The organism is Breoghania corrubedonensis (assembly GCF_003053845.1).
Lineage (GTDB): Bacteria > Pseudomonadota > Alphaproteobacteria > Rhizobiales > Stappiaceae > Breoghania > Breoghania corrubedonensis.
The window spans coordinates 19,036-35,998 of the sequence record NZ_QAYG01000017.1; the positions used below are offsets into that span (position 1 = coordinate 19,036).

Below are 16,963 nucleotides of genomic sequence, written 5' to 3' on the forward strand. Positions count from 1 at the left end.
AGCGGAGATGCGACCGGTCCGGTTGCTTGCTACAGGAAGGAGGCAGCGCTTGCAACGTGGCATTGCTGCGTCGCAAGACAAGCACGGGGCGAGGCCATCCGTCAATTCGACAGGTAACGGATCCGCGCATAATCCGCGCAAGCGGCGGGTCTCCGGTTCCGCGATCTACACGATGGATGTGGTCGGGTGTGCGCGAAGTTCGCTGTAGGCGGAAACGACTCGGTTCCTGCCGCTGTTCTTCGCTTCATAGAGACGTGCGTCCGCACAGGCGAACAGGGCGTCGAAGTCCGTTGCCTCCATCGGGGCGGTGGCGACGCCGATGGAAATCGTGGACCCGCGGAAATCCTTTTCGGAGTGGGAGTTGACGGCTTCTCTCAGGCGCTCCGCCAGGAGTGCTGCGGCTGCGGGCCCCAGGTTGGGGCTGAGCACCACGAACTCCTCGCCGCCGTAACGGAAGAGCTGGTCGTCGGATCGCAATCCGCGGGCAAGGGTCGTCGACAGGGCGTTCAAGACGTCGTCGCCGACCTTGTGGCCGAACCGGTCGTTGACCGACTTGAACCGGTCGATGTCGATCGCCAGAAGGCTCAGGGGCTCGGCCGTGGTCACGTCGCGTTCGAACGCTTCAGCGGCCATCAATTCGAGCTTGCGGCGATTGAAGGCGCCGGTCAGCGGGTCGCGGCCGGTCTGCCGGAGAAGGTCTTCATAGCGTTCGCGGAATGTCAGCGTGTAGAAGATATCCGCTATCTGACGGCCATCCGTGGGATGTTCGGCCGCCGGCCTCTCGCGCTCGACGAAACGCAGGTAGGCGACGATCATGAAGCTGAAGACGAAGGCGGCGCAGACCTTCGCCATCCAGCCACCGATCATCGCCGCGAACGGAGCGCCGGAATAGAAGTGCAGCGCGGTGAAGAAGCCAGCCTGATCGAAGCTCAGGACTGCCGCGCCGCTGACGAAAAGACGCAGGAATGGCAGTCGCTTCAGCCAGCTGCCAAGGCGTTCGTACAGCAGGATGATCGCTATGGAGTCGATGAAGAGCAGCGTCGTGCCCCAGACCATCAGCCAGCCCATCTCGTCGACGAAGCTCATGTCGGGCAGGCGTCCGGGGGCGATCGGGGCGACTTCGTGATTGCGCAGCAGCATCACAAGCCCGACGATCAGAAAATTGCCGATCAGCAGACCGTAGATGGGCTGACGCGCGACGACGGCGTCTTCCTTGATGTAGAGCATCAGGATCATCATCAGCTTGCCGGAAAACAGAACCGTGGACCCCGGCGAAAGCTGGCCGAAGGGAAGCTGGATATAAAAGACGCTCGCCAGATAGGTTTCCAGGAAGTGCATGACGCCGATGGCGCAGACGAAAAGGCCGATGCCAAAACGCCGGCGCCCATACAGAAGACCCGCCATTACCGCGAAATAGAGCAGAGCTTCGGCAAGCAGAAGCAGGATGTTCTTATCGACCAAGACGCTCTCCCCGCGTCACGCCGCCATTGCGCGAACTCGTTCCCAATTGACCTGTAATGGTATCGTTTGCTCGACGTAGGGCGATCTTGTCAGGCTGCGTCGAAAGGTCATCTCCCGTCAGCCGGGTGTTAACTAGCACGAAACAGGTTAATTCTCACATGGAATTTCCCGCTTCTGCTTGAAGTGCCTGAAAGAGTTGTCGCGGCGGGGGCACGTTACGCGACCTGCAAGCCTGGGTCAGCGGGTCGGGGCAAGGTCACCGAGGGCGTCCAGAAGCGGCCCGATGTGCGGTTCGTACCGTTTCCAGCGGGCCACCGAACTCGTGTAGATCGGCTTGCGCACCTGCTCCTTGGAAAAGGTGCGAACCTGACGCTCGCCCTTGTAGAATTCCAGGCAGGCAGGGTCCCATTCCAGTCCTGTCCTGGCGATGAGCGCGCGGCTCTGGCCTTCCTGGTCGGCAATCATCGCCTCGTAGGACTGCTCGTGGATGGTCACGGGCAGGACCGCTTTCCAGTGCTCCATCAACTCCCGGTAAAGGCGATAATAGCGGCCGAGCGTGGTTTGGCTGCGGTTGTAGCGGTGTCCGGAACTCAGCGCCTTGGTGTAGATCGAGATGCAGCAATCGACCGGTTCGCGCGTGCAGTGGATGAAGGTGGCCTTGGGAAAGGCGAGTGCCATCAGCCACAGCACCTCGAAATTGTGAGGCATCTTGTCGGCGACCCGCTCCGCCCCCGGGGCAAGCTTGTCGAGAAGGGCGAGGTACTTGCGCGCGGTGCGCCGAAAGTCCCTGTCGCCCAGCGCCAGCACATTGTCCTCAAAGATCCGGAACTTGCCAATGCCGAAGCGCAGGGCCTGGCTCTGCTGGTTGAAATATCTCAGCTCCCCCAAGCCTGCGGCTTTCTGGTGCCGGTTGATGATCTGTTCGGTCAGCGTGGTGCCCGAGCGCGGCATGCCGAAGATGAAAACCGGTCTTGCGCTGTCCGACCCCAGCTCCTTGCGTTCCTCGAAGAACGAGGAGGTGAAGAGTGCCTTCATTGCATCGATGCGGGTCTTGTAGGTGTCCACCTCGTAATCGGGGTAGATCATCGCGTGGCCGCGGTCGTAGTGCTCAAAGGCCCTGGCGGGATCGTCCGCATCGTCCCACATGGCGCCTGCCGCGAAATGAAGACGGCCGGTCTGCTTCTGCGTGCGGTTTCCGGTCTTCGCGATTTCGTCTTCCAGCCGCGCGAGATCCTGCGGATCGCGGGTGCGGCTGCGAAGTTCGGAAAGCGGAATATAGGCGTCGGAGGAATCTCCGTTATCCGATGCGGTCGCTTTTCGGAAATATCTCTCCGCTTCTTCGGTCTCTCCCAGCGAGAGTTGCAACTCGCCGTATTCGGTCAACGCGAAGATATGGTCCGGAGCGAGGTCGAGCGCTCGCTCGTAGCTCTGGCGGGCCATCTTTTCCCTGCCCATCGTCCGGTAAATCTCGCCCAGGACAGCGTGCATGTCCGGGTTCTTCGGCTCCAGTGTCACCGCCTTGCGCGCTGCGGCGATCGCCTCTTCTTCTTCCTCGACGCGTGCATGGGCGCGGGCGAGTTCTTCGAAGACGAGCGCCTTCTTTTTTGCGACCTGGGCGGCCTTCTTCAGCAGTTCCAGCCGCCGGAAATCGTCGCCCGCATCGCGGGCGGCCATGGCGAGCGCGAAGTTCACGCGGGCATCGCGCGGCTCCATCTGATGAAGCTCTTCCAGCAGCGGTATCGCATCGTCCACGCGGTTGACCTCCAGGAGATCGAGCGCGCGCTGGAACATCGTCTGGGCGTGCATGCCGTGCATCGACCGTGCCTGCGGTGGCGCCGCAGTCCCTTGCTGAGTGGATGGATCCGTGTGCCGAGAGGGCGAACTCTAGTGCACATCCGGCTACGATTGAAGAGCGATTGGGCCCCGCATGGCGTTACGTGAGTTCGGGGGCGCGCTATTCGTGGAAATGATCGTAGATCGCCTGGGCGGTCGCTTCGGAAATGCCATCCACGGCAGTGAGATCCTCCACGCCAGCCTTGGAAACGGCCTTGGCCGTTCCGAAGTGGCGCAGCAGCGCGCGCTTTCGGGCCGGGCCGATACCGCCGATCTCGTCGAGAGGGTTGGTGCCCATCTCCTTTTTGCGCCGCGCGCGGTGGGTGCCGATGGCGAAACGGTGGGCCTCGTCGCGCAGGCGCTGGACAAAATAGAGAACCGGATCGCGTTCGGGCAGCATGAAGGAGGGCTTGCCCTCGACGAAGAACTTTTCGCGCCCCGCGTCCCGGTCGGGACCCTTCGCGATACCCACGAGCGGCACGTCGGTAACGCCCAGTTCCTCCAGCGTCTCGCGCACGGCCCGGAGTTGTCCTTGTCCGCCATCGATGAGGACGAGGTCGGGCCAGGCCGGCACGGTCATGGCGTTTTCCACGACTTCTTCGGGATCGCTGCCGGCGCCCTCCGCTCCCTGTTGGTCTTGCGAGGGCCCTGGCCGCTCATTCGCGTGTTCCTTCAGCAGGCGCGTGAAGCGGCGTGTCAGCACCTCGCGCATCATTCCATAGTCGTCGCCCGGGACCAGGTCCTGCGACTTGATGTTGAACTTGCGATAGTGGTTCTTCGCAAAGCCCTCCGGACCAGCGACGATCATGCCGCCCACCGCGTTGGTGCCCATGATGTGGGAGTTGTCGTACACCTCGATGCGTCGCGGAACCCGGGGCAGATCGAAAGCCTTGGCGACGCCCGTCAGCAGGCGCGCCTGGCTCGATGTCTCGGCCAGCTTTCTCCCCAGTGCCTCGCGCGCATTGGCGAGCGCGTGCTCGACGAGGTCGCGTTTCTCGCCGCGTCTGGGAACGGCCAGTTCGATGCGTCTGCCCGTGCGTTCAGAGAAAGCCTGGGCCAGCAGCTCGCGCTCCTCCGGTTCATGCGAGAGGAGGACGAGTTTCGGCGTGTCCTTGTTGTCGTAGAATTGCGCGAGGAAGGAGCCGAGCACCTCCTCGGCCTCCAGCGCCTTGTCCGCCTTGGGGAAATAGGCCCGGTTGCCCCAGTTCTGGCCGGTGCGGAAGAAGAAGACCTGGATACAGGTCTGCCCGCCCTCCTGATGCACCGCGAAGACGTCGGCCTCGTCCACGTTCTGCGGATTGATGCCCTGGTGTTGCTGGACGTGGGAGAGGGCGGCCAGCCGGTCGCGGTAAATGGCGGCGGTTTCGAAATCCAGCGCGTCGGATGCCTTTTCCATCGCTTCCGCCAGCTCGTTGTGTACCGCCTGGCTCTTGCCGGACAGGAACGTCTTGGCCTCTTTCACCAGTTGGGCGTAGCCGGCGAGGTCGATCTCGCCGGTGCACGGGGCCGCACAGCGCTTGATCTGGTAGAGCAGGCAGGGCCGTGTGCGGTTCTCGTAGTAACTGTCGGAACAGGTCCTGAGCAGAAAGGCCTTCTGCAGCGCGTTGATCGTCCGGTTGACCGCGCCGGCGGAGGCGAAGGGGCCGAAATAGTCGCCCTTGCGGCTGCGCGCGCCACGATGCTTGGTAATCGCGGGGGCGTCGTGATCGCCGGTGATCAGGATGTGGGGAAAGGACTTGTCGTCCCTGAGAAGGACATTGAAGCGCGGCCTGAGCCGCTTGATGAGGTTCGCCTCCAGCAGCAGCGCTTCCGCCTCGGTGCGCGTCGTGACGAATTCCATCGTCACTGTGGACTGGACCATCCGCGCGATGCGGTTGGAAAGCCCCACGAGCCGGGTGTAGTTGGTTACCCGCTTCTTCAGATTGCGCGCCTTGCCGACATAGAGCACGTCGCCGGCGGCATCGATCATGCGGTAGACGCCGGGCGCGTTGGGCAGCTGCCGCACGAAGGCAGCAATGACCTGCACGCCGCGCGGCGTCTCGACGGCACGCGTGTTCGCACTGCCGTCGGCCGCTGCGGTTTCGGTGATGTCCTTGTCTGGGCCTTCCGTCTCGCTCATGAGCGCTATCTGGTCAGAGTCGGGCGAACATGCAAACGCAAAGCCGCGCCGCGCGTGCTTCTGCTATCCCCGTCATTCGACGATCCCTGCCACGTCCGGCGTCTGCCAGGCGATATGCTGACCACCGTCCAGGGTGATCATCTGGCCGGTGATCGACGGTGTATCCACCAGAAAACGGATGGCACGGCCGAATTCCTCCAGCATCGGGCCATGGCCAAGCGGCAGGGTGGCGCATTGCGCCTCGAAATCGGTCTGTTGCTGGCGCGGGCTGGCCAAAGCCGGGCCGGGGCCGATGGCGTTGACGCGAATGCGCGGGGCAAGCGCCTGCGCCAGCGTGCGGGTCGCCGTCCACAATGCCGACTTGGAAAGCTGGTAGGAAAAGAAGTTGGGCGTCGGTTTCAACACCCGTTGATCGATCACGTTGACGATGTTGCCGGTCATGCTCTCATCGAGAGCGCTGGCCATGGCCTGTGCGAGCAGGCAGGGCGCACGCACATGCACGGCGAAATGGTCGTCGAAACGGGCGGGGTCGAGCGTGCCGATTTCGTCGCGTTCGAAGATCGAGGCGTTGTTGACGAGGAGACGGAGCGGGCCGAGCGCACGAACCGCTTCGCTGACAAGCCCGGGAAGGCACTCCGTCTCGCGCAGGTCCGCAATCAGAACATGCGCTTTGCCACCGGCGGAGCGGACTTCTTTCGCCAGCGTTTCCGCTTCTGCGCGCGAGGTGTTGGCATGAATGGCGACGGACCAGCCGTCTCGCGCAAGATCGAGGGCGAGTGTGCGTCCGATGCGTTTCGCGGCCCCGGTGACCAGAGCCGCACCCTGCCGTCGCTGTCTCACCTCGTATCCCCCCGTCTTCTGGTTGCGATCTCAGGCCACCTTTCCGGAGGCAAAAACGAAGAAGATGTAAAGGCAATAGCCGGCGACAAGGGCAAGTCCGAGCGGCCAACGCAAGCGACTGCGCATGAAAGCGAAAATGGCAAGAAGGACCGTTGTCGCCATCATGACCCAGATATCGTAACGCATGATGGCGGGAGGCACATCAAGAGGCACGATAACGGCGGTCACGCCCAGAATGGCGACAATATTGAAGACATTGGAGCCAAGCACGTTGCCGAGGGCGACCGCCGATTGTTTCCGCATCGCCGCCATGACAGTGGTGGCGAGTTCCGGCAGGGAGGTGCCTAGTGCGATCACGGTCAGGCCGATCGCGGTGTCGGTGACCCCCCAGTCGCGTGCAATGTCCACGGCTCCCATGATCGCCAATTGTCCGCCAAGCGGCAGGCCGATGAGCCCGGCAACGACAAGGGCGCCGGCTACGAGCCGTCCGCCAGGAACCTCATCGAACTCTTCAAGTTCAGCGATCTGCGCGTCGTCCAGAGCTTCCTCGTTGCCGTTCTGGTAGTCCTGGCAGCGGCGTTGGTGACAGCGCATTTCCCGGTAGGAATCGAACAGGAAGAGGCCGAGCAGGGCGAGCAGAACGATGCCCATGGCCCGGTTGATCTCGCCGAAGGTGCACATCGCGGTAAAGACGACGGTGACCGCAACCAGAAAGGCGGCATTCTTGCGCACGCCCTTGTCGGTGCAGGCTGTTGTGGCGATCAGGGCGGGAACGCCCATGACCAGAAGCACATTGGCAATGTTGGAACCGACCACATTGCCCACCGCGATGCCTGACACGCCGTCAAGCGCGGAGCGCAGGGAAATGACGAGTTCGGGTGCCGAGGTGCCGAAGGCGACGATGGTCAGGCCGATGACGAGAGATGGAATGCCGAAAGAACGGGCGAGCGTTACCGATCCGCGCACCAGTACGTCCCCGGCCAGGAGCAGGATTGCGAGACCGCCGGCCAGGTATATGTAGTCGAGCATGCTATTCCATTTCCAATCATCGCCAGCAAGGCGCGGTTGCCCGGAATGATCCGGACACGGTCGGTCGCTATATAGGTGTTCGATTTCGCGGATGAAACCCGTCGCCCCCAACAACATCGGGCCGCTGGCCTCAGGAGCGGTTCCGCCAGCGGCGCTCCAGGTGCTTGGCGATGCGCATGTGGCGGTAGATGGCGTGGTTCATCGCTGTCAGGAACCCGTACCGCCCGCGTACGAAGTGTCGCCGCAGGAGGTAGGCTTTGAGAAAGGCGAAGGGGAACTCGCTCACCATCCGCCATGCGGGCAGTCTCTTTCCGCGCGCTTCCAGATCCGCGACCTGCATGTCGGAATAGGCATTGAGCTTGCGCAATTCGTCGCTGAGCGAGCGGATCGAGCGGTGATGGATACGATGACGCAGGCGCGCGGGCGTGACGCCTGTCGCGAGATCGACACGGTCGTGGACAGGGCTGGCGCAATAGCGCCCCGCGTCGCGGTGATAGAGGCGGACGGGTGCGATCGTGTAGCTCCAGCGATGCGGGGCGCCTTCGCCGGGAAACTGTTCGGCGATGGGAACGCGATAGGCTTGATGCGACGGGCCGCCGTCCGTGAACAGCGCCCGGATCTCCGCCACCAGATCCGGCGGGCATATCTCGTCCGCGTCGATGTTGAGGAGCCACGGTTCCCGGCATTGGTCTTCGGCGAAACGCTTTTGTGCCCCGTAGCCGGTGAACGGGTTCACCAGCACGCGCGCGCCCCTCGCTTCGGCGATGGCGCGGGTGTCGTCGTCGGATCCGGAATCCACCACCACGATATCGTCTGAGATGTCGCGAACCGCATCGAGTGTCGCTCCGATCCGGTCGGCCTCGTTGCGGGTGATGATGAAGATCGACAACGGTATTCGGTTCATCGCGGCTCGCAGAGTGTGGCAGCCTGTAAGAAAACGTGTCCTGCGGGCGGCGGGGACCAGGTGGGGGCGAGGGAACCTCTACTCGCCTCAAAGTGTTTTACCTGCATGGCGAGCTGCGGTCGAGGGGACATCGCGCGTGCGGTGTCCGGTTACGGTTCGAAATGTTTACGAAGCCCTAACCAAGCGCGGAATTACCTTCGATTTGACGCGAATTTTCCTCAATTGCCGTCTTCTCTCGCCACAATCCGCGACCACGTTGGGGTCGTATCGCAACCGGAAACGATCATTAATCCCTCGCGTATACGCGTACAAATTCGGAGTACTCTCCATGAAACGCCTTCTTGGAACTCTTCTCGCCGGTGTGGTGATCGGCGGTGGGGTCGCGCCCGCCCTGGCAGCCGACTTGCCCGAGCCCGCCGCACCGGAGGCTTATTCCGCCCCGGCCCCGGTGCCACAGGAGCGGTTCTACTGGACCGGCTTCTACTTCGGTGGAACGCTGGGCTACGGTTGGGGCGATCGGGACGCCAACGGGCCGGCCACCGGCAGTTTCGATCTCGATTCAAACGGTGTGAATGCCGGCGTTCATGCCGGTTACAACTACATGTTCACGCCGAACTGGCTGCTGGGCATGGAAGCCGACATCGCCTACACCGATCAGTCCGACAGTGCGTCTCCCGGCGGAGTGGGCGTCAAGGCCACGTCGAACTGGCTGTCCACTGTTCGTGCCCGTGCGGGCTATGCGTTCGACAACGGCATGATGGTTTACGGTACCGGTGGTCTCGCGCTGGCTGACCGCAAGTGGTCGGGTGGTGGTTCCGACGACAGCGACGTGGCGGCTGGCTGGACCGTTGGTGGCGGCGTTGAAACCGCTCTCACCGATCATCTGACCGCACGTGCCGAATATCTCTATGTGGATTTCGGCGACGAGACCTACAATTTCGGCGGGACCTCGGTGAAGTCCGACCTCAGCGAGCACATCGCCCGGGTCGGCATGAGCTACAAGTTCTAAAGCGCTTCCAGCGCCTTGCGCTCAGGTGAAACATGACGGCCCGGCCCTTTGGGGTGCCGGGCCGTTGTCGTTCAGGATGCGGCGACTTTCGTCTGCTCGAAGGCCGGCAGGCGTGCCGCGAAATCGTCCAGCCAGGCAATGAGGCGCGGGTGTGTGGCGCGCCATGCGCCGTCGAAACGCAGGTCGAGGTAGCCGAGCGCGCAGGCGAGCGCGATGGCGCCGGCATCGAGCGTGGCCGTCAGCTGCGGCGGTGCCGCCTCCAGCATCGCCAGGGCGCGGTCGACCTTCATCTGCTGGCGTTCCAGCCATGGGGCGTACTGCATTTCCTCGGGCCGGAAGCGCTTCTCGTAAACCATCAGCAGGGCGGCGTCGGCGAGGCCGTCGGCAAGAGCCTGCATCCGCAAGACGTCAAACCGGCCGGCATCGACGGGAATGATCCTGCCGCCGCCGGCGCGATGGTCGAGATAGTCGAGGATGACGCGGGAATCATAAAGGGCGAGACCGTCCTCGGTGATCAGCACCGGAATCTTGCCGAGCGGATTCTGCCTGAGAAATGCCTCTTCCGGTTCCTGCGTGTTGGTTTCCTCCGCGAGCAGGAGGGCGTCGAGGCCAAGCACGCTTGCGGCGAGCTTCACTTTGCGTCCGAAGGGGGAAGAGGGGGAGGTGTGAAGGAGGATCATGAAGGGGGGCTCCGGAAACCGGCTGCGGGACGGGGAATGGTCGTGAATGAGGAGCGGCAGGGACGCCTGCGCGCCCAGTGTCTGCGCGCGCGAAATGGCCGGCACGCTGCTGGGGCGTGTCACGACATGCCGAACGGGGGGATAAGCGCTATATCCCCGGTGGATCTGCTCGCTGGCGGATCAGCGGCGCACAACACGGCAGTTTCCGTCATAGACATGCCAACGGTCATAGCCCGGCAGACAGGCCTCGACGTTCCATGACAAGCCGACGAAGCCCCCGTGTTCCTCTATCATGTAATAGACCGGGTACTGGTGTCCGTTCGAGAGATAGGCTCTGGCACGGCAGTAGCGACGGTTGACCGGACTGGGCGCGTTGCGCGCGCTGCCGGTCTCATCGATGAGATCCATGTTCTCGATCGCGATACCGCCGCGATAGTACGGCTCGCCACGCGCAATCGTATGGCGCACAGCGCCTTGCACCGAAGGGGCGTCGCACATCGGCAGCCGGGACACGGGCTCGTTCGCGGTGGACGGAAGGCCGCCAGCATGGGCGGGGGCGAGAAGGAGGCTCATCAAGGTTGCGGCCAGCGCAAGAAGGCGAGGCTGGGTGGACATTGCGTCCTCCATTTCGGGTTGCTCAGTACCGCAAATGCAATCGGCAGGGCGGACGACCAGAAGCGCCATGCCGCAGGATCGAATCCCGGCACGGCACCCGTATTCGTGCCGATGTACGATGTGTTAGCCCGCGGGTTCAGTCAAGCCTCGCCCGTCACGCCAACGTCATGCCAAATGTTCGGGACGCGAACACTGTTCCTGGTCGCAGCGTCGTTTGCCGGGGAGCCCTGCGTCATTCGGGCGTGAGCCAATCGACCGTACCGGTCGCGCCGGCGCCTTGTGCCAGGATGCGGGTGAGCCAGGGCAGGGCGCCGCGCAACTCGGCCTCCAGAGTGAACGGCGGATTGAGTATCAGCAGGCCGCACGCCTTCAAGGTCCCGTCCTTTGTCGGCCGGGCGACATGGAATTCCGTACGCAGCATCTTGCGCAGGCCGGTGTCGATCATCATCCGGTAGAACTGGTCGATGGCCTTCTGGTCCTTGATCGGATACCAGGCCATGTATGTGCCGGTCATCCAGCGGCGGGTCGCCTTGAAAATTCCGGCCGCGAGCGTGCGGTATTCGTCGGGCTCCTCGAAGGCCGGGTCGATCAGCACCATCCCGCGTTTTTCCTTGAACGGGACGAAGCCGCCCATTGCCAGCCATGCATCGATCTCGACGACACGCACCTGATGGTCTCCCGCGTAACGTTCTGCCAGAACGGCGTGATCCTCGCGATGCAGCTCGGTGAGCGTCAGGCGGTCCTGCGGCCGAAGGAGGCGACGGGTGATCTCGGGCGATCCGGGATAGCGGGTGAGCGGGCCTTCGCCGTTCACGGTGCGCACGATGTCGAGATAGGGCGCGAGCAGGGGAGCTGCCTGCTGCGAGGGCGTGATGTCGATGATCCGGCCGATCCCGTCGCGCCATTCGCCGGTCTTGTGGGCCTTCACGTCGGCAAGGTCGTAAAGGCCGATCCCGGCGTGGGTGTCGAGCACGCGGAAGGCTTTGTCCTTCTTCTTCAGGTGCTCCAGAATGGCGATGAGGACGGCGTGCTTCAGCACATCCGCGAAATTGCCGGCATGGTAGGCGTGGCGATAATTCATAGGATCCGTCGGAAAGCTGCTGCGCCGGCGTGCCGGCGGCAGCGCGATTGCGCTAGCTTCATCATGTAGCGGAATTCGCCTGCGAAAGGAATGAGGAGACCTCCGGCCTCTTCACGCTCGATGCAGGCCGGTTGAGGGCATTCGGTCGGAGCTGCCGGGCGCGCGAGCCCTTGCGCCGGCGAAAGGAAAACGGCGCGTCCGGGTCACCCCGAACGCGCCGTTCCCGTTATCTCTTGCTTCAGCATGTCGCTTTGCCGGTCGGGCGTGTGCCGGTTCCCGGCGATCCGCCCAAGCCGAAGGCCCGGGCGAAAATCAGGCCTCGCCTTCCTCGATGCGAAGCTCGACGGCCTTCGGGCCCTTTCCGCGCCGGTCCGGTTCGGTTTCGAAGGACAGGCGCTGCCCGCTCTCCAGCACCGTCAGGCCGGATCGTTCGACCGCGGAAATATGGACAAAGACGTCGATGGTGCCTTCGTCCGGGGTGATGAAGCCAAAGCCCTTGTCGCTCTTGAAGAACTTGACCGTTCCGTTCTGTCGCGGTCCCCGTTCGGCCGCGCCCTGATCGACCGGCGGGCGTTCGGGCCGCGGACCGTCCGGACGCGGACGGAAGCCGCCGCTCGGCCGATCATCGGCGGGCCGTCCGCCGCCGAAGCCGCGTTCGCCACCACCGGGTGCGAAACCGCCGCGATCGCCACTTCTCTCGCCGCCGCCATAGCCACGCCGATCACCAAACCCGCCACCATCGCTCCGGTCACGACCAAAGTCGTTGCGCGGTGCGTGGTCTCGTTCGCTTGGTTCGCTACCAAAGATGGGGCCCGCGAAATCGGCCGGGTATCCCATGTCATCCGGACCGCCAAATTCCGGTCGGCTGTCAAAGCCGCGAGATCCGCGGCCGTGCCCGCGACGTCCCTTGTTGCGGCGTTCCGGCTCATCTTCCATGTCCGGATCGCCACCCTTGCGGCTGCGCCAATCAGCCATTGTATTGCTGCCTCTTCCCAGTCACTTTCGACCCTTCACCATCGCGTCGTCGAATTGACGCATCGTCGGGACATGCGCTTTTCGGCACTGGCGCCGATCAAGCCGCAAGTCGCAACGCAAACGACCATGCCTCCCAGTGAGTACCGTTGGGGTACCCTGTCCGGAAACGTCCTGCCTGGCCGGGCAGATGGACCGGGAACCGGCAACGCATCACGCGCCGTTTCGGCCTCCAATCGCGCTCCGTATTCCACGTCCGCACCTGACCGCGGCCATTTAAGATTAAGTTCGATCTCAGGGCAAGTCATAGCTCAGCAATTGCGACAATTTCAGCGCCATTGCGACATGCTGGACTTGATTTTGGGCGAATTATTGTTTGATCGGTTAAAAACAATAGTTTGACCCCTAATCGTTTTCCGGCCTCCGCGCCCCGGCGCGGAAATATGCGATTGGATTTCGGCGCGTTTCGCAAGCATCGTGCGCAACGGCACCGGATGGCGCGTTAAGTATACATCTGGAAACAACGAGACAAATTTGAACGGGTTCGGTAAGGGTCCATTAATGCTTATTATTTGTTAACTTTTATTCCAATGGTGGCCGGTTATGCGGGCATTTGATGATCAGTTGGGGGTGGCGGTGATTGTCGGCCTCCTCATGGGAATGGGCACGGGGCTTCCGGCGGAGACCTACGATGAGGCGCGTCAGGATGCCTACCGGATCGTTCCGCGGTTGGATCGGTTGGAAAGTGACATTAGGCAGGGCTACCGCGACGCACGCCGGGGGGTGGAAAAAGTGCAGGAAACCATCAGCCTCAGCCAGCAGGGATATCGCCAGGTGCTGCGCGGGCTGGGCGGCTGATATTGCCGCAGGTCGCCGGGGGGCGTCCGCACGACCAGAGCCGATCCGTCACGAACCGGGGCGCGTCTTTTTGCCGTCGGGTGGTTCCACCGGGGCGCGGAGTGTTCTAGAGCCTATCCTGATCGAATTGAATCAATCTGATCGATACGAATAGCCTGGCGTATTGATCTGGAGCGGTTTCCTGTCGTTCAGGCGGTTCTGCATGACCGACCGGAAACCGCTTCAGGTCTGCCTGATCAGCCTTTTCTCAAGCCGGCAGGACCTCATGACCCAGCTCAAGGCGGCAATCGTTCCCGTCACGCCCTTCGCCCAGAACTGCACGCTCCTTTGGGACGACGAGACCAAGGCCGGTGTCGTGATCGACCCGGGTGGGGATGTCGAAGCCATTCTCGAGGCGTTGAAGGAAGAAGGCATCAAGGTCGAACGTATCCTGATCACCCACGGCCATATCGACCATATCGGCGGGGCCGCTGAACTGGCCGAGACGCTCGGCGTGCCGATCGAGGGGCCGCACGAGGCGGACAAGCCGTTGATCGAGCGGGTGAAGGACCAGGCTCTGCAATTCGGCCTGCCCGACGTGCGCACCATGACCCCCGATCGCTGGTTGAACGAGGGGGATACGGTCGATATCGCCGGGGTCGCTTTTCAGGTGCTGCATTGCCCCGGCCATGCACCCGGGCATGTCGTCTTTTTCCACGCCCCGTCGCGTTTCGCCATCGTCGGCGACGTGCTGTTCAAGGGATCGGTGGGGCGCACGGATCTGCCGGGCGGCGATCACGCCACGCTGATGCGCTCCATCAAGGAAAAGCTGTTTCCGCTGGGCGATGACGTCGCCTTTCTGTGCGGTCACGGCCCACATTCCACCATCGGCGAAGAGCGGGCCAGCAATCCGTTCCTGCAGGACTGAGACGCCGTCTCCTATCCGGGCAGGAGCTTTCTGCCTTTCGGGACGGCATCAGGCGCGATGAAGCCAAAACCGCGCTTGGTGTTGAGGAACTTGAAGAACCGGCTGGCGTTTCTCAGCGGTGGATCGACCTGATCCCGCCGCGAAACGTAGCAGCAAACGGAAATGCGACCCGGTGTCGTTGCAAAGCTTCAGCGCGGGCAACCCGGCACGGGTTTGCCGGCGGGATCGTCGGCCAGGATCAGCGAAACGGGAGCGGTGCCGGCGTTGATGTAGCCCAGCTTTCGCGCGGCGGCCCGGGTCAGGTCGATGACGCGCCCTTTCGTATAGGGGCCGCGGTCATTGATGCGCACGGTCACGCTCTTGCCGTTTCTCAGATTGGTGACCTTCACCTTCGTGCCAAAGGGCAGGGTGCGATGGGCGGCGGTCATGGCATTGGGATTGGCCATCTCGCCGCTGGCGGTGCGGGTCGTGTATTCGTACCAGGCGGCCTTGCCGCAGGCGGAGGGATCGGCCTGCGCGAGCGAACAGGCGCCGAAAAACGCGACGGCCGCGAAGATCAGGTGCTGTTTCATACTGTGTCCCCGATAGGGCGTCTCTGTGCGCCGGGAAAGCTCCGCCCATAGGGATACAATGGGGCAAAGCTGCGGCAGCGGGCGCAGTTTCCGGGTTTCGCGCGTCTGCGAACGCAGAGTTGCGCCGGAGCGGCGGGGGCATATCGGCGTGTCCGGGCCGGCGTCACTGTCTCTCCTTGGGTATTTTCGCAAGGGTGGGCGCTGTGTTATTGGGGAAGAACTTTCCTTTCCCAGCTTGGCCCCGGCTCACCCGGGCTTGCCAAGGTTCAAAGGTCTTTTCAGACATTCAGGAGGATAAGCGGATGCGCGTCGCCGCCGCACAATACCCGATCGACTGGCTCGACAGCCTGGATGACTGGAAGACGAAAACGACGGACTGGGTTGAACAGGCTCTGTCGGAGCGCGCTCAACTGCTGGTCTTTCCGGAATACGGATCGATGGAGCTCGCCTCGCTGTTCGGCAAGGAGGTTGCCGGGAACATCGACGCCTCGGTGGACGCGATGGGGGGGATCCTTCCCGATTTCATCGCCCACTGGCGCGCGCTCGCCGTGAAATCCGGCGTGCATATTCTGGCGCCGAGTTTTCCCGAGCGCGATGCGGCGGGAATGGTACGCAACGTCGCTCGTCTGTTCACGCCGGCTGGCGCGTGTGGCGAACAGGCGAAGATCGTCATGACCCGGTTCGAGGGCGAGCGCTGGGGGTTCGTCGGCGGCGGGCCGATCCGGGTGTTCGAGACGGCGCTCGGCCGCATCGCCATCGATATCTGCTACGACGTGGAATTTCCTGCGATCGCGCGTGCCCAGGCCGAGGCGGGCGCCTGGCTGATCCTGGCGCCGAGCACGACGGAAGGGGTGATGGGAGCAAGCCGGGTGGCTATCGGTGCCGCCGCGCGGGCGCTTGAAAACCAGTGTTATGTCGTGACCGCGCCGACATCGGGCAAGGCCCCATGGTCGGTCGCCGTCGATGTCAGTCGCGGGGCGGCCCGTGTGGTCTGTCCCCCCGATATCGGGTTTGCCGAAACAGGGCTTCTCGCCGTGGGCGAAATGGATGCCGCGCAGTGGGTGTTTGCGGATGTCGACCCCGCTCTGGTCGCCTCCGCGCGCGCCGATGGCGACGTACTGATCTTCGCCGACCGTACAAAGCCCGGCGGTTCCGCACCGAAAGCCGAAATCATTGATCTGACGGCGGGTTGAGCGGCCTGCCCGGCCCGGCCCGGCCGGCAAAGCGCCACATCCCAGGGGGAACCGTCGGCCGGCGGTCCCCCCTTTTTCCTTGTCCTTGCGGTTTCCCGTGGACCTTACTGCTCCAGCTGCCAGGTAATGGTGACGTTGACGCTCAGTGTCTCCTCACCTGCTTCCATCGGAACGGACGCGTCTTCCGCCTTCATCGAACGGACCATCATCATCGGCTGCGGGCGGTAGGTGTCGCCTTCGGAAATGGAGAGGATGCGGCCGAGCTTGACGCCGGCTGCTTTGGCGTAGAGTTCGGCCTTGCGCTTCACGTCGGTGACAGCGGCGGTGCGCGCCTCGTCGCGGCGCTCGTCTGCGTTGGAAACGATGAAGTGGATGCCTCCGACATTGTTGGCGCCCTTGGTCACCATGGCGTCGAGCAGGGCACCGAGCTTGGAAAGATCGCGCACCCGCACGCTGACGCCGTTATTGACCTGATAGCCGACGATCTTGCGGTCTTCCTGCCAGTTGCCGTTGCCATCGCGCCGTTCGGCATAGCGCGGCGAAATTGAGAAGCCGTTGGTCTGGATGTCGCGGGCTTCGATCCCGGCGGACTTGATTTCGCCGATCAGGCCGGTCATCGCGTCGGTGTTGGCCGTCAGGGCTTCGCGCGCGGTTTTCGCCTGGGAGACGACGCCGGACGTCACCACGGCCATATCCGGTGTGGCGGTAACATCGCCAGTGCCGGTCAGCGTCATGGTCGCGACCTTGTCATTTTCCTGGGCGAGAGCCGGGCCCTGGGCAAAGATCGTCGCGGTCACCGTACAAAGTGCGGCGACCAGCATGGCGGCGGTGGTGGAGCGGAGCGACGGCGTCATGGTGTTTCCTTCCGGATTTCGACTGGTTGAGGCCGG

Annotated in this window: 16 protein-coding genes; 4 read left to right on the top strand and 12 right to left on the bottom strand. The window is 63.2% G+C overall.

The window, feature by feature from the left end:
- Nucleotides 1-165: 165 nt before the first annotated feature.
- From C8N35_RS23240 to C8N35_RS23265, 6 genes are all read right to left on the bottom strand, one after another.
- Nucleotides 166-1,461, bottom strand: a complete 1,296-nt coding sequence (locus C8N35_RS23240; protein WP_210203668.1) for a GGDEF domain-containing protein — start codon at nt 1,459-1,461, stop codon at nt 166-168.
- 237 nt (nt 1,462-1,698) lie between these two features.
- Entirely contained in the window at nt 1,699-3,267 is a 1,569-nt protein-coding gene (locus C8N35_RS23245) for a tetratricopeptide repeat-containing sulfotransferase family protein (protein WP_170122225.1), read from the bottom strand.
- Nucleotides 3,268-3,415: 148 nt separating this feature from the next.
- Nucleotides 3,416-5,413, bottom strand: a complete 1,998-nt coding sequence (uvrC, locus tag C8N35_RS23250) for an excinuclease ABC subunit UvrC (RefSeq protein ID WP_107992144.1) — start codon at nt 5,411-5,413, stop codon at nt 3,416-3,418.
- A 72-nt stretch (nt 5,414-5,485) separates the two neighbouring features.
- Nucleotides 5,486-6,253: an SDR family oxidoreductase gene (locus tag C8N35_RS23255; RefSeq protein WP_107992145.1), complete on the bottom strand. Its 768-nt coding sequence runs from the start codon at nt 6,251-6,253 to the stop codon at nt 5,486-5,488.
- A gap of 30 nt (nt 6,254-6,283) precedes the next feature.
- Nucleotides 6,284-7,282 (bottom strand): calcium/sodium antiporter, encoded by a 999-nt coding sequence (locus C8N35_RS23260; protein ID WP_107992146.1) that lies wholly within the window; start codon nt 7,280-7,282, stop codon nt 6,284-6,286.
- Nucleotides 7,283-7,412: 130 nt separating this feature from the next.
- Complete coding sequence (locus C8N35_RS23265; protein WP_107992147.1) at nt 7,413-8,186, bottom strand: glycosyltransferase family 2 protein; 774 nt, start codon at nt 8,184-8,186, stop codon at nt 7,413-7,415.
- Nucleotides 8,187-8,514: 328 nt separating this feature from the next.
- On the opposite strand from C8N35_RS23265, the gene C8N35_RS23270 reads away from it, so the two are divergent.
- Entirely contained in the window at nt 8,515-9,195 is a 681-nt protein-coding gene (locus C8N35_RS23270) for an outer membrane protein (protein WP_107992148.1), read from the top strand.
- A 71-nt stretch (nt 9,196-9,266) separates the two neighbouring features.
- Here the strand turns inward: C8N35_RS23270 and C8N35_RS23275 are convergent, their stop codons facing one another.
- The 4 genes from C8N35_RS23275 to C8N35_RS24420 form a co-directional block, all read right to left on the bottom strand.
- A complete protein-coding gene (locus tag C8N35_RS23275) occupies nt 9,267-9,875 on the bottom strand; it encodes a glutathione S-transferase family protein (protein ID WP_107992168.1) in 609 nt (202 codons plus the stop codon).
- A 180-nt stretch (nt 9,876-10,055) separates the two neighbouring features.
- A complete protein-coding gene (locus tag C8N35_RS23280; protein ID WP_107992149.1) occupies nt 10,056-10,490 on the bottom strand; it encodes a cytoplasmic protein in 435 nt (144 codons plus the stop codon).
- Between the two features lie 232 nt (nt 10,491-10,722).
- Nucleotides 10,723-11,571, bottom strand: coding sequence for a 23S rRNA (adenine(2030)-N(6))-methyltransferase RlmJ (locus C8N35_RS23285; protein WP_107992150.1), 849 nt, complete (start codon nt 11,569-11,571; stop codon nt 10,723-10,725).
- Between the two features lie 312 nt (nt 11,572-11,883).
- Entirely contained in the window at nt 11,884-12,546 is a 663-nt protein-coding gene (locus C8N35_RS24420; RefSeq protein WP_281261787.1) for a cold-shock protein, read from the bottom strand.
- A gap of 600 nt (nt 12,547-13,146) precedes the next feature.
- On the opposite strand from C8N35_RS24420, the gene C8N35_RS23295 reads away from it, so the two are divergent.
- Nucleotides 13,147-13,401: a hypothetical protein gene (locus tag C8N35_RS23295; protein ID WP_107992151.1), complete on the top strand. Its 255-nt coding sequence runs from the start codon at nt 13,147-13,149 to the stop codon at nt 13,399-13,401.
- Between the two features lie 265 nt (nt 13,402-13,666).
- A complete protein-coding gene (locus C8N35_RS23300; RefSeq protein ID WP_107992170.1) occupies nt 13,667-14,308 on the top strand; it encodes an MBL fold metallo-hydrolase in 642 nt (213 codons plus the stop codon).
- Nucleotides 14,309-14,496: 188 nt separating this feature from the next.
- On the opposite strand, the gene C8N35_RS23305 is transcribed toward C8N35_RS23300, so the two are convergent.
- A complete protein-coding gene (locus C8N35_RS23305) occupies nt 14,497-14,880 on the bottom strand; it encodes a septal ring lytic transglycosylase RlpA family protein (RefSeq protein ID WP_107992152.1) in 384 nt (127 codons plus the stop codon).
- Nucleotides 14,881-15,182: 302 nt separating this feature from the next.
- On the opposite strand from C8N35_RS23305, the gene C8N35_RS23310 reads away from it, so the two are divergent.
- Nucleotides 15,183-16,073, top strand: a complete 891-nt coding sequence (locus C8N35_RS23310; RefSeq protein ID WP_107992153.1) for a carbon-nitrogen hydrolase family protein — start codon at nt 15,183-15,185, stop codon at nt 16,071-16,073.
- Nucleotides 16,074-16,177: 104 nt separating this feature from the next.
- Here the strand turns inward: C8N35_RS23310 and C8N35_RS23315 are convergent, their stop codons facing one another.
- Nucleotides 16,178-16,927 carry an SIMPL domain-containing protein gene (locus tag C8N35_RS23315; protein WP_107992154.1) on the bottom strand — a complete coding sequence of 250 codons (750 nt, stop codon included), beginning with the start codon at nt 16,925-16,927 and terminating at the stop codon, nt 16,178-16,180.
- Nucleotides 16,928-16,963: the final 36 nt, after the last annotated feature.

Bases quoted from the DNA above. Each gene is read 5' to 3' on its own strand.
- C8N35_RS23300 (WP_107992170.1), top strand. From the start codon at position 13,667: ATGACCCAGCTCAAGGCGGCAATCGTTCCCGTCACGCCCTTCGCCCAG.
- C8N35_RS23295 (WP_107992151.1), top strand. From the start codon at position 13,147: ATGCGGGCATTTGATGATCAGTTGGGGGTGGCGGTGATTGTCGGCCTC.
- C8N35_RS23245 (WP_170122225.1), bottom strand. From the start codon at position 3,267: ATGCACGCCCAGACGATGTTCCAGCGCGCGCTCGATCTCCTGGAGGTC.
- uvrC (WP_107992144.1), bottom strand. From the start codon at position 5,413: ATGAGCGAGACGGAAGGCCCAGACAAGGACATCACCGAAACCGCAGCG.
- C8N35_RS23310 (WP_107992153.1), top strand. From the start codon at position 15,183: ATGCGCGTCGCCGCCGCACAATACCCGATCGACTGGCTCGACAGCCTG.
- C8N35_RS23260 (WP_107992146.1), bottom strand. From the start codon at position 7,282: ATGCTCGACTACATATACCTGGCCGGCGGTCTCGCAATCCTGCTCCTG.
- C8N35_RS23280 (WP_107992149.1), bottom strand. From the start codon at position 10,490: ATGTCCACCCAGCCTCGCCTTCTTGCGCTGGCCGCAACCTTGATGAGC.
- C8N35_RS23315 (WP_107992154.1), bottom strand. From the start codon at position 16,927: ATGACGCCGTCGCTCCGCTCCACCACCGCCGCCATGCTGGTCGCCGCA.
- C8N35_RS23265 (WP_107992147.1), bottom strand. From the start codon at position 8,186: ATGAACCGAATACCGTTGTCGATCTTCATCATCACCCGCAACGAGGCC.
- C8N35_RS23305 (WP_107992152.1), bottom strand. From the start codon at position 14,880: ATGAAACAGCACCTGATCTTCGCGGCCGTCGCGTTTTTCGGCGCCTGT.
- C8N35_RS23285 (WP_107992150.1), bottom strand. From the start codon at position 11,571: ATGAATTATCGCCACGCCTACCATGCCGGCAATTTCGCGGATGTGCTG.
- C8N35_RS23270 (WP_107992148.1), top strand. From the start codon at position 8,515: ATGAAACGCCTTCTTGGAACTCTTCTCGCCGGTGTGGTGATCGGCGGT.
- C8N35_RS23275 (WP_107992168.1), bottom strand. From the start codon at position 9,875: ATGATCCTCCTTCACACCTCCCCCTCTTCCCCCTTCGGACGCAAAGTG.
- C8N35_RS24420 (WP_281261787.1), bottom strand. From the start codon at position 12,546: ATGGCTGATTGGCGCAGCCGCAAGGGTGGCGATCCGGACATGGAAGAT.